Origin of the sequence: Streptomyces sp. NPDC127129 (assembly GCF_042671585.1) — a bacterium.
GTDB lineage: Bacteria > Actinomycetota > Actinomycetes > Streptomycetales > Streptomycetaceae > Streptomyces.
Genome location: NZ_JBHXTV010000005.1, coordinates 70,865 through 95,614 on the forward strand (window position 1 = coordinate 70,865; position 24,750 = coordinate 95,614).

At 73.2% G+C, this 24,750-nt stretch carries 23 protein-coding genes and 1 tRNA gene; 14 read left to right on the plus strand and 10 right to left on the minus strand.

Annotation, left to right across the window (positions count from 1 at the left end):
• Positions 1–224 precede the first annotated feature (224 nt).
• The 3 genes from ACFVGW_RS11200 to ACFVGW_RS11210 are packed head-to-tail and all read left to right on the plus strand — an operon-like array spanning position 225 to position 4,731.
• Complete coding sequence (locus ACFVGW_RS11200) at positions 225–1,100, plus strand: FAD binding domain-containing protein (RefSeq protein WP_352187423.1); 876 nt, start codon at positions 225–227, stop codon at positions 1,098–1,100.
• The gene (locus tag ACFVGW_RS11205; protein WP_385851764.1) at positions 1,097–2,419 is read left to right on the plus strand and encodes a 2Fe-2S iron-sulfur cluster-binding protein; all 1,323 of its coding nucleotides are present in this window, start codon (positions 1,097–1,099) and stop codon (positions 2,417–2,419) included. Before ACFVGW_RS11200 ends, ACFVGW_RS11205 begins: the two co-directional genes overlap by 4 nt.
• Positions 2,416–4,731, plus strand: coding sequence for a xanthine dehydrogenase family protein molybdopterin-binding subunit (locus tag ACFVGW_RS11210; RefSeq protein ID WP_385851765.1), 2,316 nt, complete (start codon positions 2,416–2,418; stop codon positions 4,729–4,731). The genes ACFVGW_RS11205 and ACFVGW_RS11210 overlap by 4 nt, the downstream gene beginning before the upstream one ends.
• Before the next feature lie 23 nt (positions 4,732–4,754).
• Here ACFVGW_RS11210 and ACFVGW_RS11215 read toward each other — a convergent pair whose 3' ends face one another.
• Entirely contained in the window at positions 4,755–5,150 is a 396-nt protein-coding gene (locus ACFVGW_RS11215; protein ID WP_385851766.1) for a hypothetical protein, read from the minus strand.
• A 163-nt stretch (positions 5,151–5,313) separates the two neighbouring features.
• A tRNA-Cys gene (locus tag ACFVGW_RS11220) sits at positions 5,314–5,388 on the minus strand.
• Between the two features lie 200 nt (positions 5,389–5,588).
• Between ACFVGW_RS11220 and ACFVGW_RS11225 the strand changes: the two genes are divergently transcribed.
• The 5 genes from ACFVGW_RS11225 (at position 5,589) to ACFVGW_RS11245 (ending at position 10,624) form a co-directional block, all read left to right on the plus strand.
• Positions 5,589–7,049, plus strand: a complete 1,461-nt coding sequence (locus tag ACFVGW_RS11225) for an MFS transporter (RefSeq protein ID WP_385851767.1) — start codon at positions 5,589–5,591, stop codon at positions 7,047–7,049.
• Between the two features lie 34 nt (positions 7,050–7,083).
• Positions 7,084–7,284, plus strand: a complete 201-nt coding sequence (locus ACFVGW_RS11230; RefSeq protein ID WP_385851768.1) for a CopG family transcriptional regulator — start codon at positions 7,084–7,086, stop codon at positions 7,282–7,284.
• Positions 7,281–7,664, plus strand: coding sequence for a type II toxin-antitoxin system death-on-curing family toxin (locus ACFVGW_RS11235; protein ID WP_385851769.1), 384 nt, complete (start codon positions 7,281–7,283; stop codon positions 7,662–7,664). Before ACFVGW_RS11230 ends, ACFVGW_RS11235 begins: the two co-directional genes overlap by 4 nt.
• A 102-nt stretch (positions 7,665–7,766) precedes the next feature.
• On the plus strand, positions 7,767–9,557 hold the full coding sequence (locus tag ACFVGW_RS11240; protein ID WP_352187429.1) for a DEAD/DEAH box helicase: 1,791 nt from the start codon (positions 7,767–7,769) through the stop codon (positions 9,555–9,557).
• Positions 9,558–9,982: 425 nt separating this feature from the next.
• The gene (locus tag ACFVGW_RS11245; RefSeq protein ID WP_260229619.1) at positions 9,983–10,624 is read left to right on the plus strand and encodes an IclR family transcriptional regulator; all 642 of its coding nucleotides are present in this window, start codon (positions 9,983–9,985) and stop codon (positions 10,622–10,624) included.
• A gap of 75 nt (positions 10,625–10,699) precedes the next feature.
• Here the strand turns inward: ACFVGW_RS11245 and ACFVGW_RS11250 are convergent, their stop codons facing one another.
• Positions 10,700–11,710, minus strand: a complete 1,011-nt coding sequence (locus ACFVGW_RS11250; RefSeq protein ID WP_385851770.1) for an ArsR/SmtB family transcription factor — start codon at positions 11,708–11,710, stop codon at positions 10,700–10,702.
• A 90-nt stretch (positions 11,711–11,800) separates the two neighbouring features.
• On the opposite strand from ACFVGW_RS11250, the gene ACFVGW_RS11255 reads away from it, so the two are divergent.
• The gene (locus ACFVGW_RS11255; protein WP_385851771.1) at positions 11,801–13,009 is read left to right on the plus strand and encodes an alpha/beta hydrolase family protein; all 1,209 of its coding nucleotides are present in this window, start codon (positions 11,801–11,803) and stop codon (positions 13,007–13,009) included.
• Positions 13,010–13,018: 9 nt separating this feature from the next.
• The gene (locus ACFVGW_RS11260) at positions 13,019–13,813 is read left to right on the plus strand and encodes a S16 family serine protease (protein WP_385851772.1); all 795 of its coding nucleotides are present in this window, start codon (positions 13,019–13,021) and stop codon (positions 13,811–13,813) included.
• Here ACFVGW_RS11260 and ACFVGW_RS11265 read toward each other — a convergent pair.
• From ACFVGW_RS11265 to ACFVGW_RS11280, 4 genes are all read right to left on the minus strand, one after another.
• Positions 13,746–15,059 (minus strand): MFS transporter, encoded by a 1,314-nt coding sequence (locus ACFVGW_RS11265; protein ID WP_385851773.1) that lies wholly within the window; start codon positions 15,057–15,059, stop codon positions 13,746–13,748. The genes ACFVGW_RS11260 and ACFVGW_RS11265 overlap by 68 nt on opposite strands.
• Positions 15,056–15,241, minus strand: coding sequence for a hypothetical protein (locus ACFVGW_RS11270; RefSeq protein ID WP_385851774.1), 186 nt, complete (start codon positions 15,239–15,241; stop codon positions 15,056–15,058). The genes ACFVGW_RS11265 and ACFVGW_RS11270 overlap by 4 nt, the downstream gene beginning before the upstream one ends.
• A gap of 25 nt (positions 15,242–15,266) precedes the next feature.
• A complete protein-coding gene (locus tag ACFVGW_RS11275) occupies positions 15,267–15,884 on the minus strand; it encodes an ArsR/SmtB family transcription factor (protein WP_385851775.1) in 618 nt (205 codons plus the stop codon).
• A gap of 120 nt (positions 15,885–16,004) precedes the next feature.
• Entirely contained in the window at positions 16,005–16,481 is a 477-nt protein-coding gene (locus ACFVGW_RS11280) for an Lrp/AsnC family transcriptional regulator (RefSeq protein WP_383227978.1), read from the minus strand.
• Positions 16,482–16,602: 121 nt separating this feature from the next.
• Here ACFVGW_RS11280 and hppD point away from each other — a divergent pair, with 121 nt between their 5' ends.
• Positions 16,603–17,748 carry a 4-hydroxyphenylpyruvate dioxygenase gene (gene hppD, locus ACFVGW_RS11285; RefSeq protein ID WP_383227981.1) on the plus strand — a complete coding sequence of 382 codons (1,146 nt, stop codon included), beginning with the start codon at positions 16,603–16,605 and terminating at the stop codon, positions 17,746–17,748.
• A gap of 300 nt (positions 17,749–18,048) precedes the next feature.
• Here hppD and ACFVGW_RS11290 read toward each other — a convergent pair whose 3' ends face one another.
• Positions 18,049–19,602 carry a tetratricopeptide repeat protein gene (locus ACFVGW_RS11290; protein WP_385851776.1) on the minus strand — a complete coding sequence of 518 codons (1,554 nt, stop codon included), beginning with the start codon at positions 19,600–19,602 and terminating at the stop codon, positions 18,049–18,051.
• An 87-nt stretch (positions 19,603–19,689) separates the two neighbouring features.
• On the opposite strand from ACFVGW_RS11290, the gene ACFVGW_RS11295 reads away from it, so the two are divergent.
• Positions 19,690–21,069: an FAD-binding oxidoreductase gene (locus ACFVGW_RS11295; protein WP_385851777.1), complete on the plus strand. Its 1,380-nt coding sequence runs from the start codon at positions 19,690–19,692 to the stop codon at positions 21,067–21,069.
• A gap of 17 nt (positions 21,070–21,086) precedes the next feature.
• Here the strand turns inward: ACFVGW_RS11295 and ACFVGW_RS11300 are convergent, their stop codons facing one another.
• Entirely contained in the window at positions 21,087–21,578 is a 492-nt protein-coding gene (locus ACFVGW_RS11300) for an SsgA family sporulation/cell division regulator (RefSeq protein ID WP_385851778.1), read from the minus strand.
• 282 nt (positions 21,579–21,860) lie between these two features.
• Here ACFVGW_RS11300 and ACFVGW_RS11305 point away from each other — a divergent pair, with 282 nt between their 5' ends.
• Both ACFVGW_RS11305 and ACFVGW_RS11310 read left to right on the plus strand, forming a co-directional pair.
• Positions 21,861–23,366: an RDD family protein gene (locus ACFVGW_RS11305; RefSeq protein ID WP_385851779.1), complete on the plus strand. Its 1,506-nt coding sequence runs from the start codon at positions 21,861–21,863 to the stop codon at positions 23,364–23,366.
• Positions 23,367–23,453: 87 nt separating this feature from the next.
• The gene (locus ACFVGW_RS11310; protein ID WP_385851780.1) at positions 23,454–24,239 is read left to right on the plus strand and encodes an RDD family protein; all 786 of its coding nucleotides are present in this window, start codon (positions 23,454–23,456) and stop codon (positions 24,237–24,239) included.
• 32 nt (positions 24,240–24,271) lie between these two features.
• Here the strand turns inward: ACFVGW_RS11310 and ACFVGW_RS11315 are convergent, their stop codons facing one another.
• A complete protein-coding gene (locus ACFVGW_RS11315) occupies positions 24,272–24,547 on the minus strand; it encodes a hypothetical protein (RefSeq protein WP_385851781.1) in 276 nt (91 codons plus the stop codon).
• Positions 24,548–24,750 lie beyond the last annotated feature (203 nt).

Here is a 24,750-nt window from a genome sequence, read left to right on the forward strand (position 1 = left end):
GCAGGTCGCGTCCCCACGTCACCCAAGAGCGGCAAAACGGAAGTTACCGTCGCCGGTACGGCTTCCCGGACGGAACCGTCCTTCGCGGACCCTCGCGTCGGACGGCTCGGAAGATGTGCCAGAGTTGCCACGTCCGGGCTGTGAGCACGTACGGTACGGCCACACAGGCGTGACAGCCGGGGACGAGTCGGGGACCACCGGGGACACCGGGAAGGGGCAGCGGGTTGACCACGCACGCACCACAGACGGCGCAGTCCGTGACGCTGCCCGCCTCGCTCGACGAGGCCGTGGCGGCACTCACCGCCATGCCCGCCGCCGTACCGGTCGCGGGCGGCACGGACCTGATGGCCGCCGTCAACAAGGGACAGCTCAGGCCCGCCGGCCTGGTCGGCCTCGGCCGGATCAACGAGATCCGCGGCTGGCAGTACCAGGACGGCCACGCGCTCCTCGGCGCCGGTCTCACCCACGCCCGGATGGGCCGCCCCGACTTCGCGGCCCTCATCCCCGCCCTGGCCGCCGCCGCGCGCGCCGCCGGGCCGCCCCAGATCCGTAACGCGGGCACCCTCGGCGGCAACGTGGTCACCGCGGCGCCCACGGGTGACTCCCTGCCCGTCCTGGCGGCCCTGGAGGCCGACCTCGTCGTCATGGGCCCGCTCGGCACGCGCGAGATCCCCGTCTCCCATCTGCTGGCGGGCCGCGACCTGCTGGCCCCCGGCGAGCTGGTCGCGTTCGTCCGCGTACCCCTCCTGCACGCCCCGCAGGTCTTCCTCAAGGCGACGGGCCGCACCGGCCCGGCGCGCGCCACCGCCTCGGTCGCGGTCGTCCTCGACCCGGCGCGGCGCGGGGTGCGCTGCGCGGTCGGCGCGATCGCACCGATGCCGCTGCGGCCGCTGGAGGCGGAGCACTGGATCGCCTCGCTGGTCGACTGGGACGGCGACCGGGGCCTCGCCCCGGAGGCGCTGACGGCGTTCGGCGAGTACGTGGCGGCCGCGTGCATCCCGGATCCGCCGGGCGACGAGCAGCTGCCGCCGGCCGTACTGCACCTGCGGCGCACGGTCGCCGCGCTGGCTCGACGGGCACTGGGGAGGGCGCTGTCGTGAGCGACGAACCGAACGGGAACGCGAGCGGGGGCGGCTGGGAGCCGATCCCGCAGAGCGAGGGGTACGACAACGACGCCACGGCGTTCGTGCAGCTGCCCCCCGAGTTCATGCTCGACGGCGTCCCGCTGGAGGCGCCGGGCCACGGCTACGTACCGCCGATGATCATGCCCCTGACGCCGCTCGCCCCGGCCGCGGGGACGGATCCGGCGGCGACGGGTCAGTGGGTGGTGCAGGTCCCGACGGCCGCGGAGACGACGGCTCCGGACGTGCCGGAGCAGTCCGTGGACCCGGACCCGCACGCGACGGGGCAGTGGAGCTTCGCGGAGCGCGCGGAGTCCGATCCGCACGCGACCGGCCAGTGGTCCTTCGACGCGGCGCAGGCGCCCGACCCGTCGTCGACCGGTCAGTGGAAGATCCCGGTGGTGACGGACGGTTCGGACACCTCGGACGAGTCCGGCGAGTACACGACGTCGATGCTGGCGCAGTACGCGAGCAGCGCCCCGGCGACCCTGCCGGGCGGCGCGCCGGCGCCGTGGGCGGTCCAGGAACCGGCTGTGGAGCCGGTGGAGGCCGACGAGGCCGGGCACACCGCCTCCGGCGATCCGGAGGCGCTCACGGGCGGCCTGGAGGCCTCTGAGGCGCTTGACGCCCCCGGGGCCCCCGATGCTCTGGAGACCCACGAGTCGCTCCAGGTCCCGGACGCCCCTCCTGCCGACGAGGTCGCCGAGGTCCCTGCCGTATCGACCGGCACGAGCGCGGACAGCGACGAGCACCCGCACATCTCGTACGTCCTGCGGGTGAACGGCGCCGACCGCCCCGTGACGGAGTCCTGGATCGGCGAGTCCCTGCTCTACGTCCTGCGCGAGCGGCTCGGCCTGGCCGGTGCCAAGGACGGCTGCTCGCAGGGCGAGTGCGGCGCGTGCAACGTCCAGGTCGACGGCCGGCTCGTCGCCTCCTGCCTGGTGCCCGCCGCGACGGCCGCCGGCAGTGAGGTGCGTACGGTCGAGGGCCTGGCGACCGACGGCGAACCGTCCGACGTCCAGCGCGCCCTCGCCCGCTGCGGGGCCGTCCAGTGCGGCTTCTGCGTACCGGGCATGGCCATGACCGTGCACGACCTGCTGGAGGGGAACCACGCTCCGACCGAGCTGGAGACCCGCCAGGCGCTCTGCGGCAACCTCTGCCGCTGCTCGGGCTACCGGGGCGTGCTCGACGCCGTACGGGAGGTCGTGGCCGAGCGCGACGCGCAGGCGGCCGCGTCGGCCGACGAAGCACGCATCCCGCACCAGATTCCCCACCCGCACGACGGAGGCACGGCGTGACCAGCGACGCGACCACCGCCACCACGCCCGCGGCGGCGCTCGACGTCGAGCAGGAGCCCGTGGCGCACGGCCTGGGAACCTCCCTCGCGTCGGCCGACTCCCGAGCCAAGACCGAGGGCACCTTCCCCTACGCCTCCGACCTGTGGGCCGAAGGTCTGCTGTGGGCGGCGATCCTGCGCTCGCCGCACCCCCACGCCCGGATCGTGTCGATCGACACGACGGCGGCGGCCGACATGCCCGGCGTGCGGGCCGTGGTGACCCACGCCGATCTGCCCGGGGCCGCGACGTACGGCCGGACCGTGGCCGACCGTCCGGTCTTCGCGGCCGAGCTGGTCCGCCACCACGGCGAGGCGATCGCGGCCGTGGCCGCGGACCACCCGGACACCGCCCGGCTCGCGGCGGCGGCGATCGCCGTCGAGTACGAGGTCCTGGAGCCGGTCACCGACCCGGAGAAGGCCTTCGCCGCGGACGCGCTGCACCCGGACGGCAACCTGATCCGCCACATCCCGCTGCGGTTCGGCGACGCCGAGGCGACGGGCGAGGTCGTGGTCGAGGGCCTGTACCGGATCGGACGCCAGGACCCGGCCCCCATCGGAGCGGAGGCCGGACTCGCCGTCCCGCGCCCCGACGGCGGGGTCGAGATCTACACCGCCTCCACCGACCCGCACACCGACCGCGACCTGGCGGCCGCCTGCTTCGGCCTCACGCCGGACCAGGTCAAGGTCGTCGTGACGGGCGTTCCGGGCGCGACGGGCGACCGTGACGACCCGGGCTTCCAGATCCCGCTCGGCCTGCTCGCGCTCCGTACCGGCTGCCCGGTCAAGCTGACCGCCACGCGCGAGGAGTCCTTCCTCGGCCACGCCCACCGGCACCCGACGCTGCTCCGCTACCGCCACCACGCGGACGCCGAGGGCCGGCTGGTGAAGGTGGAGGCGCAGATCCTGCTGGACGCCGGTGCCTACGCGGACGCGTCCTCGGAGTCCCTCGCCGCCGCCGTCTCCTTCGCCTGCGGTCCGTACGTCGTCCCGCACGCCTTCATCGAGGGCTGGGCCGTCCGTACGAACAACCCGCCGTCCGGCCATGTGCGGGGCGAGGGCGCGATGCAGGTCTGCGCGGCGTACGAGGCGCAGATGGACAAGCTGGCGGCGAAGCTGGGCGTGGACCCGGTCGACGTACGGCTGCGCAACGTCCTGGCCACCGGGGACATCCTCCCGACCGGCCAGACGGTGACGTGCCCCGCGCCGGTGGCGGAACTGCTGGCCGCCGTCCGTGACTTCCCCCTGCCGTCCCTGCCGATGGACACCCCGGAGGAGGACTGGCTGCTGCCGGGCGGGCCCGAGGGCGCGGGCGAACCGGGCGCGGTGCGCCGGGGCGTCGGCTATGCGCTCGGCATGGTGCACATGCTCGGCGCGGAGGGCGCGGACGAGGTCTCGACGGCGACGGTGAAGGTCCAGGACGGCGTGGCCACGGTCATCTGCGCGGCCGTGGACACCGGTTCGGGCTTCTCGACGCTGGCCCGCCAGATCGTCCAGGAGACGCTGGGCCTGGAGGAGGTCCACGTCGCCTCGGTCGACACCGACCAGCCGCCGGCCGGTCCGGCGACGCACGGCCGGCACACGTGGGTGTCGGGCGGGGCGGTGGAGCGCGCGGCGAAGATGGTCCGTACGCAGCTGCTGCAGCCCCTGGCGCACAAGTTCGGCATGTCGACGGAGCTGCTCCAGATCACCGACGGCAAGATCACGTCGTACGACGGCGTCCTGTCGACCACGGTCACGGAGGCGATGGACGGCAAGGAGCTCTGGGCGACCGCTCAGTGCCGCCCGCACCCGACCGAGCCCCTGGACGAGTCGGGTCAGGGCGACGCCTTCGTGGGCCTCGCCTTCTGCGCGATCCGCGCGGTGGTGGACGTCGACATCGAGCTGGGCGCGGTCCGTGTGGTGGAGATGGCCGTCGCCCAGGACGTCGGCCGCGTCCTCAACCCGGCGCAGCTGGCCACGCGTATCGAGGCCGGTGTCACCCAGGGCGTCGGCGCGGCCCTCACGGAGAACCTCCGCACGGCCCGCGGCCTGCTGAGGCACCCGGACCTGACGGGCTACGCGCTCCCGACGGCCCTGGACGCCCCGGACATCCGCATCGTGAAGCTCGTCGAGGAGCGCGACGTGGTGGCCCCCTTCGGGGCGAAGGCGGCGAGCGCGGTCCCGGTGGTCACCTCCCCGGCGGCGGTGGCCTCGGCGGTCCGCGCGGCGACGGGCCGCCCGGTCAACCGCCTCCCGATCCGCCCGCAGGCGGCGGTGGGCGCGGTGACGGCGTAGGAGGCCCCGGCCTCGGCGCGCGGTCAGTCCGCGACCGGGTCCTCCGTGGTGCGCCGGGCGCCGAGGAGGGAGAGGGCGAGGATCGACGTGCGGGTGATCAGGGCGGCCAGGAGGATCGTGCCGAAGCCGCTCACGTGCATCAGGCCGATCTCGTCGCCCAGCCAGGACAGCAGCCACCAGATCAGGGCGTCCTGGACGAAGCCGGCCGCCGCGAAGGCCAGCAGGGGCACCGCGGGGACGGGCTCGGACGGTCCGATGTGGATCAGCTGCGTCAGGACGGCGATCACCAGCCCGGCCAGCAGCGTGCCCAGCACCGCGTCCGCGGTGTCCCCTTCGAAGGTGATCCCCGGCAGCACCGCGCCGGATACGGCGGCCCCCACGAGCGCGCCCAGTCTGCGTCTCACGCCTATGTCGGTCATGAGCGGACTCTGGCACACCCGGGGCGACTTGTGAAGATCATGTGGAGGCCGGCGGCCCGTGGCAGTGCATCTCCACGTACGCGGTCACCGCGCAGTGGTCATGACGCGGCGACCGAACCCGCCGAGCACCGCAGCTGGGCGGTGCTCGGCGGGGTGGCGCCGGTGGAGGCCGTGGCGGGAATTGAACCCGCGTAACTCGCTTTGCAGGCGAGCCCCTGAACCACTCGGGCACACGGCCGTGTCGGTGACGAGTTCGAACCTAGGGCGGGGTCGGGGCCGGCTCAAGGGATTCGCGGGGGCCGCAACACGACTGCCATGCCGCGTTCACGGTCGGTGGTCCGGCGTCCGGTCGCCGGGGCCGGTCCTACGACCAAGGGACCAGCCCGGACCCTCCTCCGGACAGGGTCCATTCAGTGCTATGCCCCTTACGCTGGCTCCATGAGCGCCCTCGAACCCCGCGACGCCGACTCCGGCGTCGCGCCGGACATCCCCGCCGCCGTCCCCTCCCCGGACGGCGGTTCCGTGCTCGACCGCGAGCACCGGGCGCTCAGCATCGGCATCGTCTCCGTCGTACTCCTCATCGCCTTCGAGGCGACCGCCGTCGGGACGGCCATGCCGGTCGCGGCACGCGAGCTGAACGGCATCCCGCTCTACGCCTTCGCCTTCTCCGCGTACTTCACCACCAGTCTCTTCGCCATGGTCCTCTCCGGGCAGTGGTCCGACCGCAGCGGGCCCCTCGCCCCGCTCACCGTCGGCATCAGCGCCTTCGCCGCCGGGCTGCTGCTCTCCGGGACCGCCGGCACGATGTGGCTCTTCATCGTCGGACGGGCCGTCCAGGGGCTCGGCGGCGGGCTGGTGATCGTCGCGCTGTACGTCATCGTCAGCCGCGCCTACTCCGAACAGCTACGGCCCGCGATCATGGCCGCCTTCGCGGCGAGCTGGGTCATCCCGTCCGTCGTCGGGCCGCTCGCCTCCGGGACGATCACCGAGCACCTGGGCTGGCGCTGGGTCTTCGTCGGGATCCCCGTTCTCGTCCTCCCCGCCCTCGCCCTCGCCCTGCCGGCCATCCGCCGCACCGCCTCCGGCCCCGCCGACCCGGCCGCGCCCCTCCCGCCGTACGACCGGCGGCGGATCCGCCTTGCGCTCGGCATCTCGGCCGGCGCGGGGCTGCTCCAGTACGCCGGTCAGGAGCTGCGCTGGCTCTCGCTCCTCCCGGCGGCGGCCGGCACGGCGCTGCTCGTGCCGGCCGTGCTCGGGCTGCTGCCGCGCGGGACCTACCGGGCCGCGCGGGGACTGCCGTCGGTGGTGCTGCTGCGGGGCGTCGCGGCGGGCTCCTTCATCGCCGCGGAGTCCTTCGTACCGCTCATGCTCGTCACGCAGCGGGGCATGAGCCCCACGCTCGCGGGCCTGTCGCTCGCGGTCGGCGGGGCGACCTGGGCGCTCGGGTCGTGGATCCAGTCACGGCCGTGGACGGAGCCGTACCGCGAACGGCTCGTCGTGATCGGGATGCTGCTCGTCGCGGCCGCGATCGGCGCGGCCCCGACCGTCCTGATCGAGACGGTCCCGGTCTGGGTGGTGGCGGTCGCGTGGGGCTACGGCTGCCTGGGCATGGGCATGGTGATCGCCTCGACGAGCGTGCTGCTCCTGAAGCTCTCCGCACCGGAGGAGGCGGGCGCGAACTCGGCGGCGCTGCAGATCTCGGACGGCCTGTCGAACGTGCTGCTGCTCGCCGTGGGCGGCGCGGCGTTCGCGGCGCTGGGCGGGGGAGCGGTCGGACACGCGGCCACCGCCACGGGCGGAGCCGGCCACCCCGTGGCGTTCGCGGCCGTGTTCCTCCCGATGGCGGGGGTGGCGCTGGCGGGGGCGTGGGTCGCCACGCGGCTGAGTGTCCGGAAGTAGTACCCCTCTGACCTCTGATCCGTACCATCCCGGTATGGCCATGAACCTGCGCCTTCGTGAGGACCAACGAGAAGACCTCGAGCGGCGCGCCCAGGAAGAGGGCATCAGCATGCACGCGCTGGTCCTGCGCGCCGTGGACGACTACCTGGCACGCACCGGACACGAGGCCAGGGTGCGGCAGACGTCCCGCGAACAGGCGGTCAAGTGGAGCGGGCTCCTGGGGCGCCTTCCGTGACCCACCTCTACCTCTCCGGCGAGGACCTCCTCGGCATCGCCGAGGAAGCCTGCGGGCGCAAGCCGTTCGTGCGGGATCCGGGTCTCGTCGCGACAGCCGCCCACCGCGCGGCCTCCGGCGGCGACACCTACTACCCCGGCACCGCCGACAAGGCCGCCGCTCTCCTCCAGTCGCTGGCCTTCACCAGGCCGTTCGTCGACGGGAACAAGCGCACCGCCTGGCTGGCCTGCGTCACGTTCCTGAGCCTCAACGGAGTGGAACTGCGCCCCGATGCCGACGCGGCGGCGCACCTGGTCAACGCCGTGACGGCGGGTGAGGTGAGCGACGTGGAGGCGATCTCCGCAGCGCTGCGCGAGCTGCTGCTCCCCGACGTGAGCTGAGTCGCACCCTCGCCGACCCCGGGGCGTTCGTACGAGGATCCGGCCGGGCCGCCGGTAGGGTGGCCCGGTTGTCATATCTGGACGAGCGTCGAACCGGAGACCGTGACTACCACCGCCACCTCCTCCCATCACCTCTCTCCCGCCTTCCCCGGGCGGGCCCCCTGGGGCACCGCCAACAAGCTGCGAGCCTGGCAGCAGGGCGCCATGGAGAAGTACATCCAGGAGCAGCCCCGCGACTTCCTCGCGGTCGCGACGCCCGGCGCCGGAAAGACCACCTTCGCGCTGACCCTCGCGTCCTGGCTGCTGCACCACCACGTCGTGCAACAGGTCACCGTCGTCGCCCCCACCGAGCACCTGAAGAAGCAGTGGGCGGCCGCCGCCGCGCGGATAGGGATCAAGCTCGACCCCGACTACAGCGCCGGGCCGCTCAGCAAGGAGTACCACGGCGTCGCGATCACCTACGCGGGTGTCGGCGTGCGCCCCATGCTCCACCGCAACCGCTGCGAGCAGCGCAAGACCCTCGTCATCCTCGACGAGATCCACCACGCCGGTGACTCCAAGTCCTGGGGTGAGGCCTGCCTGGAGGCGTTCGACCCGGCGACCCGCCGCCTCGCGCTGACCGGTACGCCCTTCCGGTCCGACACCAACCCCATCCCCTTCGTCACGTACGAGGAGGGGAACGACGGCATCCGGCGGTCGTCCGCCGACTACACCTACGGCTACGGCAACGCCCTGGGCGACGGTGTCGTCCGGCCCGTGATCTTCCTCTCCTACAGCGGCAACATGCGCTGGCGCACCAAGGCCGGCGACGAGATCGCCGCCCGCCTCGGCGAGCCCATGACCAAGGACGCCATCTCCCAGGCCTGGCGCACCGCGCTCGACCCGCGCGGCGACTGGATGCCGAACGTCCTGCGCGCCGCCGACCAGCGCCTCACCGAGGTCCGCAAGGGCATCCCCGACGCCGGCGGCCTCGTCATCGCCTCCGACCAGGACTCCGCCCGCGCCTACGCCAAGCTCATCCGCGAGATCACCGGTACGAAGGCCACCGTCGTCCTCTCCGACGAGGCCGCCGCCTCCAAGCGGATCGACGAGTTCAGCGAGAACAACGAACGCTGGATGGTCGCCGTCCGCATGGTGTCCGAGGGCGTCGACGTCCCCCGCCTCGCCGTGGGCGTGTACGCGACGACCATCTCGACCCCGCTCTTCTTCGCCCAGGCCGTCGGACGTTTCGTACGTTCCCGCAGGCGCGGCGAGACGGCATCCGTGTTCCTTCCCACCATCCCCAACCTCCTCGGCTTCGCCAACGAGATGGAGGTCGAGCGCGACCACGTGCTCGACAAGCCGAAGAAGGACGGCGAGGAGGACCCGTACGCCGAGTCCGAGAAGGAGATGGCGGAGGCCGAGAAGCAGCAGGACGAGGACACCGGCGAGCAGGACATGCTGCCCTTCGAGGCGCTGGAGTCCGACGCCGTCTTCGACCGCGTGCTCTACGACGGCGCCGAGTTCGGCATGCAGGCCCACCCGGGCAGCGAGGAGGAGCAGGACTACCTCGGCATCCCCGGGCTCCTCGAACCCGACCAGGTGCAGCTGCTCCTCCAGAAGCGGCAGGCCCGGCAGATCGCGCACAGCCGCAAGAAGCCGGACACCGAGGCGGATCTGCTGGAGCTTCCGGCCGAGCGGCGGCCCGTCGTATCGCACAAGGAGCTTCTTGAGCTGAGGAAACAGCTCAACACGATGGTCGGTGCGTACGTTCACCAGAGCGGCAAGCCCCACGGCGTGATCCACACCGAGCTGCGGCGGGTGTGCGGTGGGCCGCCGAGCGCCGAGGCGACCGCCGGGCAGATCCGCGAGCGGATCAAGAAGGTCCAGGAGTGGGCCACCCGGATGCGCTGAACCCGGAGCCGACCGGTCCCGTACGAGGCTGAGCGGACGGGTAGCCGAGTGCCGCTGAGCGGACGGGCAGGCGTGTGCCGCTCGGCGGGCCGTGCGCGCGGTTTCCGGACGGGGCCGTGTGCCGCTGAGCGGACGGTCCCGCGTCGCTCAGGACGGTCGTGCACCGCTGAGCGGACGGGGCCGCGCACCGCCGTGCGCCGACCGGCGGTATCCAGCCGCTCGCGCCCGGATTCTGGACGAGGTCTTCCGCTGAGCGGAGTGGCTCGCTAATGTCCCCGCAATGTAAACGCCCCGTGGCAGCGCCGCCGCGGAGCGCAGCCGGTGCGCATGGCCTGCCGGCGGCCTCTGACGTGCGTCGCCGCGGGACCGGCGCCGCTGCTCTCGTTTGAAGGTCCGCCGTCACTCACTCCGAAGGAGAGGGCGTCGTGACCGCGGAAACCTCCCAGACGCTCGACCGGGGCCTCAGGGTCCTCAAACTGCTCGCCGACACCGACCACGGCCTGACCGTCACCGAGTTGTCCAACCGACTCGGGGTCAACAGGACCGTCGTCTACCGTCTGCTCGCCACACTCGAACAGCACGCGCTCGTACGCCGCGACCTGGGCGGTCGCGCCCGGGTGGGCCTCGGTGTGCTCCGCCTCGGCCGTCAGGTCCATCCGCTCGTACGGGAGGCGGCGCTGCCCGCGCTGCGTTCCCTCGCCGAGGACATAGGCGCGACGGCCCATCTCACCCTCGTGGACGGGGCGGAGGCGCTGGCGGTCGCCGTCGTCGAACCGACCTGGACCGACTACCACGTGGCCTACCGGGCCGGTTTCCGGCACCCGCTGGACCGGGGCGCGGCGGGCCGCGCCATCCTCGCGGCCCGGCAGGGCAGCCTGATCGAGCCGGGGTTCACACTGACCCACGGCGAGCTGGAGGCGGGCGCGAGCGGCGCCGCGGCCCCGCTGGTCGGCATCACGGGCATCGAGGGCAGCGTGGGCGTCGTGATGCTGGCGGACGCGGTCCCGGAACGGGTGGGCCCCAGGGTGGTCGACGCGGCCCGGGAGGTCGCGGACGCGCTGCGCTAGGACGCGTCCGAGGCGGGCCGTGTCCGAGGCGGGCCGTGCCGGAGTCATGGCGCGTCCGAGGCGGGGCGTGTGGAGTCACGGCGCGTCCGACTCGGGACGCGCCTGGAGCCGTGCGCCCGCCACCGGAGCCAGCAGCAGGTCGCCCAGCGCCGTTCTGCGGTGTGCCACCGCTCTGCCCGCCCGTGCCGTCGTGATCAGGCCCGCCCCGCGCAGCGCCGAGGCGTGGGCCGAGGCCGTCGCGTTGCTCACGCCCAGACGACGGGCCAGGGATGTCGTCGTGTGCGGGGCGGTCAGGGCACGGAGGAGTTCGAGGCGGGTGCGGCCCAGGACGGTCGCCAGGGACTCCTCCGTGCCCGGTGCGAGGTCCGGGGTGAGCGGCAGGCCCGGACCCGCCGCGTACGCCACGACCACCGGCCGGTCCGGCCGGTCCTGGACGAGCGGCCGGCCGGTCCAGTGGAAGGTCGGCAGAAGGACGAGACCGCGCCCGGAGAGCCGGATCTCCCGCCCGCCCGGTGACGCGGGCGCCGTCGGCCACTCCCAGACGCCGTCCCGCAGCCGGGTGCCGGGGACCAGGGCCTCCAGGGCCGCGCCGATCCCGTGTTCGGCGACCGTCAGCGCGTGCCGGGTGAACTCCGCCCGGTGCAGGTCCTGCACCAGTGGCCACACCGGTGCCACGATCGTCTCGTACGCCGCCTGCTGGGCCCGGCGCAGAACGCGCCCGGCGCCCTTCTCGCCCGCGTGGAGCTCGCGGATCCAGTGCGGGGACGGACGACCGGCGTAGATCCGCTCCAGCTCCGACCGCACCAGCTCCGCCGGGGCCGCCTCCACCAGGTCCAGGCCCTCGGCAGGAGTCTCGCCGAGCACGTCGAGGAAGCGCGGGGGATCGCCGCCGGGGACGAGGTCCGCGAGCGGTGCCACAGCGTCCGGCAGGGACCGCAGCACCCGCCGTCGCCAGCGGCCGTGGAGCAGCTCGCCGCCGCCGGCGAACAGCATCATGAAGGCCGCGTTCAGCTCCGGCAGCGGGGCCGGACGGGCGGCGAACCGCACCCGGGCGAAGTCCTCCGCCGTGAACCGGATCCGTGTCAACGCCGCCGCCTCGTTCCGCTCTCCCCGCAAGCCTTTCGACCACAGCCTCAACCTTCGTCCGCAGCCCCCTCCCCGCGCCAGCCTTTCCGCATGACACCTTCCCGAGCGACCTCTCCGACCCGACGGACCGTCACCCGAGCGGGCCTCCTCGCCGCCGCGCTCGCGCTCGCGCCGGGCACCGCCCGCGCCTCCGCGTCCGCCGCCTCCGCCGCGTCCGCCGACCCCACCGTCTCCGCCGCCTCCGGGCTCGCCCTTCGGCTGCCCGCGCCCACCGGCCCGTACCGGATCGGCGCCACGACCCTCCCTCTCGTCGACCCGTCCCGCAACGACCCCTGGGATCCCGCGATCGGTGTGCGGGAGGTCATGGTCACCGTCCTCCACCCCGCCCGTACCGTCCGCGGATGTCCGCGCGCGCCGCAGCTGACCGCGGGCGAGGCCGAACTCTTCACCTTCCTCGCCCACGCCGTCCACGGGCTGCCCGCGTCGGGCGTGGACTGGGCGGCCACCCGGGCGCACTCCCACGCCGGCGCCCCCGTCCTGCCCGGCCGATGGCCCGTGCTGCTGTACACCCCGGGTGGCGGCGAGGCCCGCTCCATGGGCACCTCGCTCGCGGAGGAGCTGGCCAGTCACGGCTGGGTGGTCGTCACCGTCGACCACCCCGGCGACGCCGGCCAGGTGGAGTTCCCCGGCCCGCGGCCGGGGCGGGACCGCGTGCGCCGGACGGTCTTCCTCGGACCGCCCACCGCCGGACAGTTCCGCACGATGATCGACACCCGGCTCGCGGACCTCCGGTTCGTCCTCGACCGGCTCGAAACGCTGGAAGGGCCCCTCGGCCGCGCGCTCGACCTCGGGCGGGTCGGGATCTACGGGCACTCCGCGGGCGGCACCGCCGCCGCGCAGGCCCTGTACGACGACCGGCGGCTCGCCGCCGCCGTGAACCTGGAGGGATACCTGGACCAGGTGGACGGCACGCTCCTCCCCGTGGCCCGGTACGGCGTCGGCCGGCCGCTGCTCCTGCTGGGCACCGACGGTTTCCGCGACGCCCGGCTCGACCGCTCCTGGGGCGCGGTGCTCGCCCGGTCCGGGGCGCGGGTCCGCCGGCGGCAGCTCGACGACGCGGCGCACGGGGTGTTCACCGACTACGCGGCCCTCGTGCCCCAGCTCCAGGCCGCCGGTCTGGTCACCGCCGCCGACCGCGTCCGGCTCGTCGGCGCGATCGGGGCGCGGGAGGCCGTGCGTGCCGTGCGTCACGAGGTGCGGGGGTTCTTCGCCCGCCGGGTGCCGGCGGGCGCCCAGTAGATTGGGGGCGTGCTCACCAGTCTCACGCGTACCCGTGCGCTCGCCCTCTGTGCCCTGCCCGTCGCCGCGCTCCTCGCCGCCGTCGGGCTCGCGCCGCTGCCGTACGCCATCGCCTCGCCCGGAACGACCGCCGACGTGCTCGGGTCGGTCGACGGGCGTCAGGTGATCACGATCAGCGGGGCGCCCGTCCGGGACACCGAGGGCGAGCTGCTGATGACCACGATCGTGGCCACCGGGCCGAGCGTCGACAACGACTTCGCCGACGTCGCCGACGCCTGGTTCCGTACCGACCAGGCCGTGCTGCCGCGCGACTCCGTCTACCCGCCGGGGAAGTCGGACGCCGAGGTGGAGGAGCACAACCTGGGAGAGATGAAGGAGTCGCAGGACGCCGCCACCCTGGCCGCCCTCGGCTATCTGAAGCTCGACCCGAAGGACGTGAAGGTCACGCTCCACCTCGCCGACATCGGCGGGCCGAGCGCCGGATTCCTCTTCTCGCTCGGGATCGTCGACAAGCTCGACGGCGACGGCGCCGACGGCGACCTCACCGGCGGCAGGACCGTCGCCGGTACGGGCACGATCGAGCCCGACGGCACGGTCGGCGCCGTCGGCGGGGTGTCGCTGAAGACCCAGGCCGCCGCGCGGGACGGGGCGAGCGTCTTCCTCGTCCCCGCGGCGGAGTGCTCCGACGCCCAGGCCGAGCTGCCGAAGGGGATGCGGCTGATCCCCGTCTCGACGCTCACCGACGCCGTGGCATCGCTCCGGGCGCTGGAGCAGGGCCAGGAAGCGAAGGTTCCGAGCTGCTGACCCGTCCGTCCTTCGCCGGTGCCTCCATCGTTCGCCAGGACGGGAAGACCACCGGGGCGAGCGTGGCCAGGAGGTAGACCCCGCCGAGCGTGAGCAGCGCCGGCACCAGACCGGTCCGCTCGACGAGCTGCCCGGCGGCGAGGCCCCCGAGCGGGGTCGCCAGGAGCACCCCCGCCGTGGTCACGCCGGCGACCCGGCTGCGGAGCCCGTCCGGGATCACCTCGTACAGCACCGTCGTCAGGATCGGGTTGAGCACCCCGGCCCCGAACCCGCCCGCCGCCATGGTGACGACCAGCGGCAGCGTGGTGTCGGTGAGAGCGGCCACGGTGTACGGCGGCGCGCCGCAGAGCAGGAAGCCGCCGACGAGGACCGCCCGGCGCGGGAAGCGGTGGCCGACCGCCCCGTACGTGAGCGCTCCGAGCAGCGCGCAGCCGCCGAAGACGGAGACGAGCAGGCCGAGGGCGGCGGGGCCGCCGAGGTTCTCCCGGGCGTGGACGGGGAGCAGCACCGAGATCCAGCCCTGGCTGAGTCCGTTGGTGACCATCACCATCAGGACGATGCCGAGGATGAGCCGGGACCTGAGGACGAACGTGTACCCCTCGCGCAGGTCGGCGCGGTAGCGCGGCAGGGAGAAGGGGGCCGGGTCCGGCAGTGGCGCGGCGGCCGGCAGGCCCCGGAGGCCGGTGAGGATCAGCAGGGCGGAGAGCCCGAAGGTGGCGGCGTCGAGGAAGGGGACGGTGTCGGCGCCGAGGACCGCGACGAGCACGCCGGCGAGGGCGGCCCCCGCCATCCGGGCGCCGCGCGAGACGGCGTCGAAGAGGCTCGCGGCACGCGAGAGCGGGGTCCCGGCGTGGTCGGCGAGGTCGGGGACGAGCACGGAGCGGGCGGTCTCGCCCGGGGCGTGGAAGAGGCCGGTCACGGCCATCAGCGCGCACAGCATCCAGAACTGGAGCACACCGGCGCGGTGGAGGAGCGGGATCGCGGCCAGCGCGGATGCGCAGACGAGGTCGGAGGCGACGCTGATCCGGCGGCGCCCGATCCGGTCGACGACCGGTCCGCCGACGATCGCGGAGACGACGACGGGCAGGGCCGCGCAGAACGCGACGAGCCCCGCCTTTCCGGGGCTGCCCGTGGTGTCGAGCGCGAACCACGGGACGGCGATGAGGGTGAGCGAATTGCCGGTGACGGAGATGGCGTTGGCGGCCAGGACGGTGGCCAGTGGAGCACGTCCCCCCAGGGTGCTCATACGGCCGGCATGATCCGCCGGGCGGTGGTGGGCCCGGCGGGAACGACGAGCCGGAGACCCAACGTGACCAGTGCCCAGCCCAGTTGGGAGCGGACCGGCGTGTGGGGGAGGGAGTCGGCGGCCGCCCGGTGGAGTTCGGCCGCGTCGAGGTGGTGGAGCCGGAGGTGGATGTCGGAGTGCATGGTTTCCGTGGTCCCTTTCTCGGTCTCAGTTCTCGTACTGGGGGAACGCGTGCAGGTGCATCCGTACGCGGGCGGCGCCCGGGGTGTCGGGACCGGCGGCCTCGCTGTAGGAGCCGATCAACTCGTGGATCTTCTGGCTGAGTTCGCGCAGCCGTTCCGGCGGAAGGCGGAGGGTGAAGTCGCTCATGTCGGAAGCGCCGAGCCAGCTCTCGTCCCATTCCTGCCGGGTGCCGAGCCAGGTGTTGAGCTCCTGGGTGTGGATGGTCGCGATCTCGTGGAGGTAGACCTCCACGGCGCCCCGGACCTCGGGGTCGGGGTCGTGGTACAGCGACTCGTCGAACGTCGTGCCCTGCACGGCCGCCTTCCACCACCGCTCCCGGCCCTTGCCGAGCGTCGGGTCGTCCGCGACGAAGCCGTGCGCCGCGAGCTGGCGGAGGTGGTAGCTGGTCGCCCCGCTGGACTCGCCGAGCCGCTCGGCGAGTTGGGAGGCGGTGGCGGGTCCGTGGTGGCGCAGGGCGCGCAGCAGCTGGATCCGGAGCGGGTGGGCCAGCCCGCGCAGCGAGCGCGGGTCGAGTGTGCGGCTCCGGGGTTTCGCGGGCTCCGCGGGCTTCTCGGGCTCTGCGGGCTTCTCGGGCTCGGGCATGGCTCCACCGTAGAGTTGCAAAGAAGTAGTTGCAAGGAGTTCTTTGCAACTAATTCTTTGGAAGTCTTTCTTCGGAAGTCGGGGAGCGAGCGGAAGGTGGGCGGAAGGTGAGGGGGAGGGCTACAGCGGCCCGTCCTCCGCCGCCTGCTCCACCAGCGGGATGATCCGCAGCGGTACGGGGTTCTCCATCACGATCGCCGTGGAGGCCCGGACGATCCCCTCGATGCCGACGACCCGGTCGATCACCCGCTGGAGGTCCGCGTTGGAGCGCGCCACCAGCCGGCAGAGCATGTCGCCGTGCCCCGTCGTCGTGTGCAGCTCCAGCACCTCTGGCACGGTCGCCAGGTGCTCCCGTACGTCCGGCCCCTGCCCCTGCTTGATCTCCAGCGTCGCGAACGCGGTCACCGGATAGCCGAGCGCCGCCGGGTCGACCTGCGGGCCGAAGCCGCGGATCACCCCCTGTGCCTGCAGGCGGTCCAGGCGTGCCTGCACCGTGCCGCGCGCCACGCCCAGCCGGCGCGACGCCTCCAGCACCCCGATCCGCGGCTCGCGTGCGAGCAGCACGATCAGCCGGCCGTCCAGATGATCGATCGCCACAGAGGTCTCCTCATGGTCATCCTGTACAAGTCTCCCGGCCATACTGAACTGCGGCTGTACAGATTGCCCAGCTGCCCGGCGAACTATTGCGCAGCTTGCCGATCGGCGGGACTCTGCCGTCATGACTGAGACCATCGATCACACCCCTTCCACGGCGCGGCAGGCCGACCCCTTCCCCGTGAAGGGAATGGACGCGGTCGTCTTCGCCGTCGGCAATGCCAAGCAGGCCGCGCACTACTACTCCACGGCCTTCGGCATGAAGCTCGTCGCCTACTCCGGACCGGAGAACGGCAGCCGCGAGACCGCCAGCTACGTCCTGACGAACGGCGCCGCCCGCTTCGTGTTCACCTCCGTCATCAAGGCGTCCACCGACTGGGGCCGCTTCCTCGTCGAGCACGTCGCCGAGCACGGTGACGGCGTCGTCGACCTGGCGATCGAGGTGCCCGACGCGCGCGCCGCGTACGCCTACGCCGTCGAGCACGGCGCCACCGGCATCACCGAGCCGTACGAGGTGAAGGACGAGAACGGCACCGTCGTCCTCGCCGCCATCGCGACGTACGGCCAGACCCGCCACACCCTCGTCGAGCGCTCCGGCTACGACGGCCCCTACCTGCCGGGCTTCGTCGCCGCCTCCCCGATCGTCGAGCCGCCGGCCAAGCGCACCTTCCAGGCCATCGACCACTGCGTCGGCAACGTCGAGCTCGGCAAGATGAACGACTGGGTCGGCTTCTACAACAACGTCATGGGCTTCACGAACATGAAGGAGTTCGTGGGCGACGACATCGCGACCGAGTACTCGGCCCTGATGTCGAAGGTCGTCGCGGACGGCACCCTCAAGGTGAAGTTCCCGATCAACGAGCCGGCGATCGCGAAGAAGAAGTCGCAGATCGACGAGTACCTGGAGTTCTACGGCGGCGCGGGCGTCCAGCACATCGCGCTGGCCACCAACGACATCGTCGCCACGGTCCGCTCCATGCGCGCCGCCGGTGTCCAGTTCCTCGACACCCCGGACTCGTACTACGACACGCTCGGCGAGTGGGCCGGCGAGACGCGGGTGCCGGTCGAGACCCTGCGCGAGCTGAAGATCCTCGTCGACCGCGACGAGGACGGGTACCTGCTGCAGATCTTCACGAAGCCGGTCCAGGACCGTCCGACCGTCTTCTTCGAGATGATCGAGCGTCACGGCTCGATGGGCTTCGGCAAGGGCAACTTCAAGGCGCTGTTCGAGGCGATCGAGCGGGAGCAGGAGAAGCGCGGGAACCTGTAGTCCGCGAAGACCGGCGGGCCCGGGCGGGTGTCTGCCCCGGGCCCGTCTCCATGAGCACCCGGGTATCGCCCGGGGCCGCCGGCACGCTCCGGCGCCCGCGGGGTTGGCGCCGGAGCGTTCCTCGCCCCGTGGCGGCACTCGTCCCGCTGGGCGGGGGAGCGTGGGCACAACCCACGACTTCGCCCCACTTGTGGGCACCGTAGGGACCGGGGCCTCGGCCCGGCACGGGGTGCCGTTCCGTGGTGCCCACCCGTTCCGCCCCGGCGGAACGAATGCCCACAACGGGCACGGGCTCCCCGTCTAGTCCGCCGCCGGCGGCGCCGTGGCTCCCGCGGCCGGCTGGGGCTCCGAGGCCTTCGGGGTCTCCGACGTCTTCGGGGTCTCCGAGGTGTGCGCGGGGTCCGAGGCGTTCGGGGTCTCCGACGTCTTCGCGGGTTCCGAGGTGTTCGCGGGGTCCGAGGTCTTCGGAGGTTCCGGAGGGGCCTCGCGGAGTTCGGCCGGGAGCTCGTCCGGGGGGTCGCCCAGCTCCTGGACCGACTGCCTCGCCCTCGGCGCCAGCAGCGGCGAGAACTCCGGGTTGATCCGCAGCGCCTCCGCCAGATGCCGGCGAGCCGGTCCGTGCTCCTGCACCGCCCGCTCGATCTCCCCCCGGTGGTACGAGAAGAGCGCGCTGCGCAGGCCCTCGTCCGTCGCCCTCTTCGCGTACTCCAGCGCCTCCTTCGGCTGCCCGGCCCGGAAGAGCGCCCACCCCAGCGCGTCCGCCATCTGCACCGACCGGTGCCCCCGCGCCCACTCCGCCCTCAGCATCCGCACCGCCGCCGCCGCGTCGCCGTGGTCCGCCTCGAACAGGCCGAGGACGACCTCCCCGCCGGGCCAGGAGCGCGACCGCAGCAGCTCGTACTGCGTCTTCGCCTCGCCGTCCAGCCCGAGCGACTCGTAGAGCTCGCCCGCCTCCAGGACGTACTCCGGCCGGGGCAGCCGCGCGAGCGCCGCCCGGTAGTCGAGCAGCGCCTCGTCCGTGCGGTCCAGCGCCGCGAGCGCCCGGGCCCGCCCCGCGAGCGACGGCCCGTGGTCCCGTACGAGACGCAGCGCCGACCCGTACTCGGTCACCGCCTCCTCCGGCTCGCCCCGCTCCCACGCCAGATCACCGAGCCGCGCGTACGCCGCCGCCTTCTCCGCGCCGGTCTCCGCCCGCGCCACCGCGTCGAGCGCCGCCACCGCCGCGTCCTCGCGCCAGCCCCGGTTGCGGTACCCCTGCGCGACGCGCGTGGCCACCGCCGCACCCGAGTGCAGCTCTTCCAGGGCCGAAAGGGCCTGCTGGGCCGCCTTGTAGTCGCCCAGGCCGTTGTACGCGTCGATCAGCACCGGGTAGACCGGCCAGCGCTTCGGAGCCTTTGCGCGCACCGCCTCGCCCCAGGTCCTGGCCGTCCGCCAGTCGCCCCGCGCGTTGGCCAGGGCGCCGAGCCCCAGCTGCGCGTCGAGGTTCCCGCGCGAGGCGGGCCGTACCTCCAGGGAACGCTTCAGGGCGCTCTCCGCCCGCGGGTAGTACGTCGCGTCGCCGAGCCGCGTGCCGCGCTCGGTGTACGCAGCCCCGAGCACGGCCCAGGACGCCTCGTCCGTCGGATGGTCCTTCAGCCACTGCTCACGGTCGCCGATCAGCGCTCCCAGGTCGGGCAGCGAGGCCTGCGCCCCCGCGTTCGCCGCGATCACCGCGCGCTCCGCGGGACCGGGGGCCGACTCCCCGTCGCCGAACAGACCGGGTGCGAGATCGGGGGCGTACAGCAGCGCCGTCGCCGCGAGCACCGCACCCACCCCCGCGGCCAGGACCGCTCTCGACACGTTCTCCGTCTTCATGCCGCTCACTGTGCGCCTGTACGAAGAGCACACGAAGGACCACGACGGCGGGTTCACACCGATGGCCCCGGGTGCCAGGCTGGACGCATGGACGATCTTCTGACGCGGCTCCATGCGGACCTGCGCGCGGGTCTGCCCGCAGAGGCGCTGATCACCGACCCGGACGTCACCGCCTCCTACACCCACGACATGGCGAGCTTCTGCACGGCCGGTACCCCCGCGGCCGTCGTGCTCCCGCGCACCGTCGAACAGGTCCAGCACGTCATGCGCACCGCGACCGCGCTGCGCGTCCCGGTCGTCCCCCAGGGCGCGCGCACCGGCCTGTCCGGCGCCGCCAACGCCTCCGAAGGCTGCATCGTGCTCTCCCTGGTCGGGATGGACCGGATCCTGGAGATCAACCCGGTCGACCGGATCGCGGTCGTGGAACCCGGCGTGGTCAACGCCGTCCTGTCCCGCGCGGTCAACGAGTACGGCCTCTCCTACCCGCCGGACCCCTCCAGCTGGGAGTCGTGCACCATCGGCGGGAACATCGGCACCGCGTCCGGCGGTCTGTGCTGCGTGAAGTACGGGGTGACGGCGGAGTACGTCCTCGGTCTCGACGTCGTCCTCGCCGACGGGCGGCTGCTCTCCACCGGCCGGCGCACCGCCAAGGGCGTCGCCGGATACGACCTGACCCGGCTCTTCGTCGGATCGGAGGGCAGCCTCGGCATCATCGTCGGCGCGACCCTCGCGCTCCGCCCGCAGCCGCCCCAGCAGCTCGCGCTCGCCGCCGAGTTCCCCTCTTCGGCGGCCGCCTGCGAGGCCGTCTGCGCCATCATGGAGCGCGGCCATACGCCGTCTCTGCTGGAGCTGATGGACGGCACCACCATCCGCGCCGTCAACACGATGGCGAACATGGGGCTGCCGAACACCACCGAGGCGCTGCTCCTGTGTGCCTTCGACACCCCGGACCCCGCGGCCGATCTGGCCGCCGTCGGCGAGCTGTGCAGGGCGGCCGGGGCCACCGAGGTCGTCCCGGCCGAGTCCGCGGCCGAGTCCGAACTCCTCCTCCAGGCGCGCCGGCTCTCCCTGACCGCCCTGGAGACGATCAAGTCGGCGACGATGATCGACGACGTCTGCGTACCGCGTACGAAACTGGCCGCGATGCTCGACGGCACGGCCGCCATCGCCGAGAAGTACGACCTGACCATCGGCGTCTGCGCGCACGCGGGCGACGGCAACACCCATCCCGTGGTCTGCTTCGACCACGCGGACGAGGACGAGTCGCGGCGGGCGCGGGAGTCCTTCGACGAGATCATGGCGCTCGGGCTCGCCCTGGGCGGCACGATCACCGGCGAGCACGGCGTGGGCACCCTGAAGAAGGACTGGCTGGCGCAGGAGCTGGGGCCGGTGGGGGTGGAGTTGCAGCAGGGCATCAAGCGGACCTTCGACCCGCTCGGCATCCTGAACCCCGGAAAGCTCTTCTGATCTCTTCGCCGCCCCGTTCACGCCTCACCGTCCTGCGACTCGTCCGAGGGCCACGGGTCGCGCAGCCAGAGGTCGTCGGCGACCGAGGTGGTGGCCAGCAGCTCGGCGAGCCCGTCGTCGATGCCGAGCTGCTCGGACTCGGTGCCAGGCGGGACGGCGCGCAGGGTCCGCTCCAGCCAGGCGGAGACCTGCGCGGAGGGCGCCTCGAGGAGCGCGTCGCCGTCGGGCGAGGAGAGCGCCATGAGGACGACGTTGCGGTCGTCGACCTTCGTGGGCCAGATCCGGACGTCGCCGTGACCGCAGGGCCGGAAGACGCCCTCGACGAGCAACTCGCGGGCGAACGTCCAGTTGACGGGGTACTCCGAACCGACGTGGAACGTGATGTGCACGGCGTACGGGTCGTCGGTGCGGTAGGCGAGCCGCGCCGGGACGGGGACGGAGCGCTCGGGCGACAGCACCAGCTTCAGCTCCAGCTCGCGCTCCACGACGGTGTTCTCGGTGTTCTGCATGGCTGACGGCCTCTCCCTGTACGGGGCCCCGGGCGGGCCCGCACAGGGAGAGAGCGCGACGGCGGCCCGCCATTACGCGACTTCGGAGAAGTTTTTTCGCGAGTTCTCCGAGAGGACCGTCGGCCCGAGCGTGACGGTGAGTGGCGGGTTCTGTGGGTATGTCGCTCGAAGGCGGGTTTCTCGCGGCCTCTTTGTTCTTGTGGCGCCGTTCTTCGTTACTGTCCTCCTTGGGCCCGTGGGTCCGAGGTCGTAGAAGCGTCGTCACGGAACGGAGTCGGGGCAGTGGCTACTCCTCCTGGAGCCGGCGGGGAGGTACCGCAGGCCGGGTACTACCCGGACCCCTCCATTCCCGGATACATCCGGTACTGGAACGGGGGCGCCTGGGTGCCCGGGACGAGCAGGCCGGCCCCCCGTGAGGGTGAACTCCCGCCGGCGGCCCCGGCCTCGGCGATGCCGCCGGGTCCGGCCCTGGCTCCGAACCCGTCGCCGGCACCCGTGGTCTCCTCGCAGCCGCCCGTCGTCTCGTCGCAGGCCCCCGTGCCCGCCGTGGAGGAGACGGGGCCGGTCTTCCTCGACGAGGAGCCCGCACTCGCCCCCGCCCCCACACCCGAGCCCGAACCGGCCTCGGCATGGCAGGCGGACGTCTCGCGGCAGACCGGCTTCGGCGGCGACCGGGACCGCAAGGTCTCCTGGGGCGCGCCCGAGACCGAGCCGGCGGCGCAGGATCCCCGGGTCGCCGCGGCCCGCACCGCGGACCCCGAGCCGAAGCCGGCCGGTCCGCAGGCCCGGCTGGGCGGGATGCCGGTGACTCCGGCGTCCGCCGACCCCACGGGCGGCGCGCTGCCGGGCGTACGGCAGGCGAAGGCGGAAGGCCAGGCGCCCGTGCCGGAGGGCACGATGACGATCCGTGCGCTCCCTCCGCAGGGCGCACCGGCCTCCACGCAGAACGCCCAGAGCCCGCAGGGGCCGCAGGCCCTCAGGGCCCCGCAGGGAGGCGCGGCACAGCCCGCGCAGCCCTCCCCGGCGCCGCTCCCGCACGTGCCCGGCCAGCCCCAGCCCCAGCCCCAGCCTCAGCCCCAGGCGCAGACGCAGAACCCCGCCCCCGTCACCGCGGGTCCCGGCGGCGGCACCCCCTCGTGGCCCCAGCAGGTCCACCAGCTCGCACAGCCCGCGGCGGCACACCAGCAGACCCCGCAGGCGCAGCAGGCCCCGCACACCCCGCAGACCGCCGACCAGGAGCAGCCGGTCCTGCCCTGGAAGCCGCCCGTCGAGGACCCGTTCCTCCAGCGCGCCCGCGCCCAGGCCGCCGCCCGCCCGGCCGGACTCGGCAAGCGCCTGGTGGCCCGGTTCATCGACACCCTCGTCCTCGGCGCGCTCGTCGGCGGCGCGTCCTTCCCCTTCGTCACGGCGGCGCTCGACCACATCGACGCCAAGATCGAGGCGGCCAAGCAGTCCGGCGTCACCGTCCAGGTCTGGCTGCTCGACGGCACCACCTCGCTCAACTTCGGGATCGCGCTCGGCGCCCTCCTCGTCCTCGGCGTGCTGTACGAGGCGCTGCCCACGGCCAAGTGGGGCCGCACGCTCGGCAAGAAGCTCTGTGGTCTCCAGGTGCGGGACATCGAGGCGCACGAGCCGCCGACGTTCGGCGCGGCCCTGCGCCGCTGGCTCGTCTACAGCGTGCTCGGACTCCTCGTCCTCGGTGTCCTGAACGTCCTGTGGTGTCTGTTCGACCGCCCGTGGCGCCAGTGCTGGCACGACAAGGCGGCCCACACCTTCGTGGCGGGCTAGCCCTCGCCCGCCGGGGACCCGTACGGCGGTCCCCCGAACGGTCGGCGATCGATTGCGGGGCCCTGCCACGCGGGATGCACTGCCCCCATGAGCAACGACCAGCCGACGCCCGGCCAGCCGCCCGAGGACGACCCGTTCGTCAAGAAGCCGCAGGAGCCCTCGCCGCCGTCGGGGGGCTCTCCGTACGGGAGCGGAGGTCAGCCGCCGCCCCCCGAAGGGCCGCCGCCGGGTGGTCCTCCTCCCGAGGGTCCGCCCCCGGGGGGTCCGCCCCCGGGAGGTCCGCCTCCCGGGGGTCCGCCGCCCGGCTCTCCGTACGACAACATGCCGCCGCCGCCCCCGCCGTACGGGTCCCAGCCCTACGGCGGCGCAGGCGGCTACGGGGGTGCGGATCCGCTGGCCGGGATGCCGCCGCTCGCCGACTCCGGCAAGCGCATCCTCGCCCGGATCATCGACTGGCTGATCGTCGCCATCCCGCTCGCCCTCATCGGCATCCCGTTCAACATCTACGACCGGGCCACCGACGGCGACGACTTCGGTGACACCATCACGGCGACCAGCACGGGCAGCGGTCTCGTCTTCCAGCTCATCACCATCGTGGCGTTCGTCGCCTACGACACCCTCATGGTGGCGAACAGCGGACAGACGCTCGGCAAGAAGTGGCTGAAGCTGCGCGTAGCGATGCTCAACGACGGCTCCACACCGCCGACGAACGCCTCGCTGATCCGCGCGGTCGTGCTCTGGCTGCCCGCGCTGATCTGCTGCGCCTGCCTGTGGCCGCTGCTCCTGCTCATCCTGATCCTGGTCGACAAGCCCTACAAGCAGGGCCTGCACGACAAGGCGGCGAAGACCGTGGTGGTGTCGGTCCCCCAGTAGCTACGGCAGCTACGGCAGCTACGGCGCCGGCGTCACGTACCGATCCGGGAATCGGCCCCCGCGCCCACGCGGACGGCCGGTACCCGGATCTCGTCGGTCCGGGGGAGCGGTGGCACGGGTGCCGGGGCGGCGGGCTTGCGGTGGACCGGCATCATCACCGTGACCAGCAGCCCGAGCAGCAGCCCGGCGGCGCTGATGACGACGATCCCCAGCGTGTTCGTCGTGCGGGACAGCAGCAGCAGGGCGACGGTCGAGAAGACGACGGTGGCCGAACCGTAGGCGAGCTGTGCGGCGTTCGGACGCAGCATGACGGGTACCGTCCCTCGAAGCATCGGCGGGTCGCACTACCGAGCGACTCTACGGTGGTGGATGCCCGAGCGAAACGGGTAGTAAGCGTGACCTAACCCACGGTGTGGGTGCACGGGGGGCGCATGGAGTCACCGTTCTCCCCAACGACCTCTTCCGGTGCGCCCGGTTGCCGTCCGGATAGCGGAAAACGACTCCTGCATAG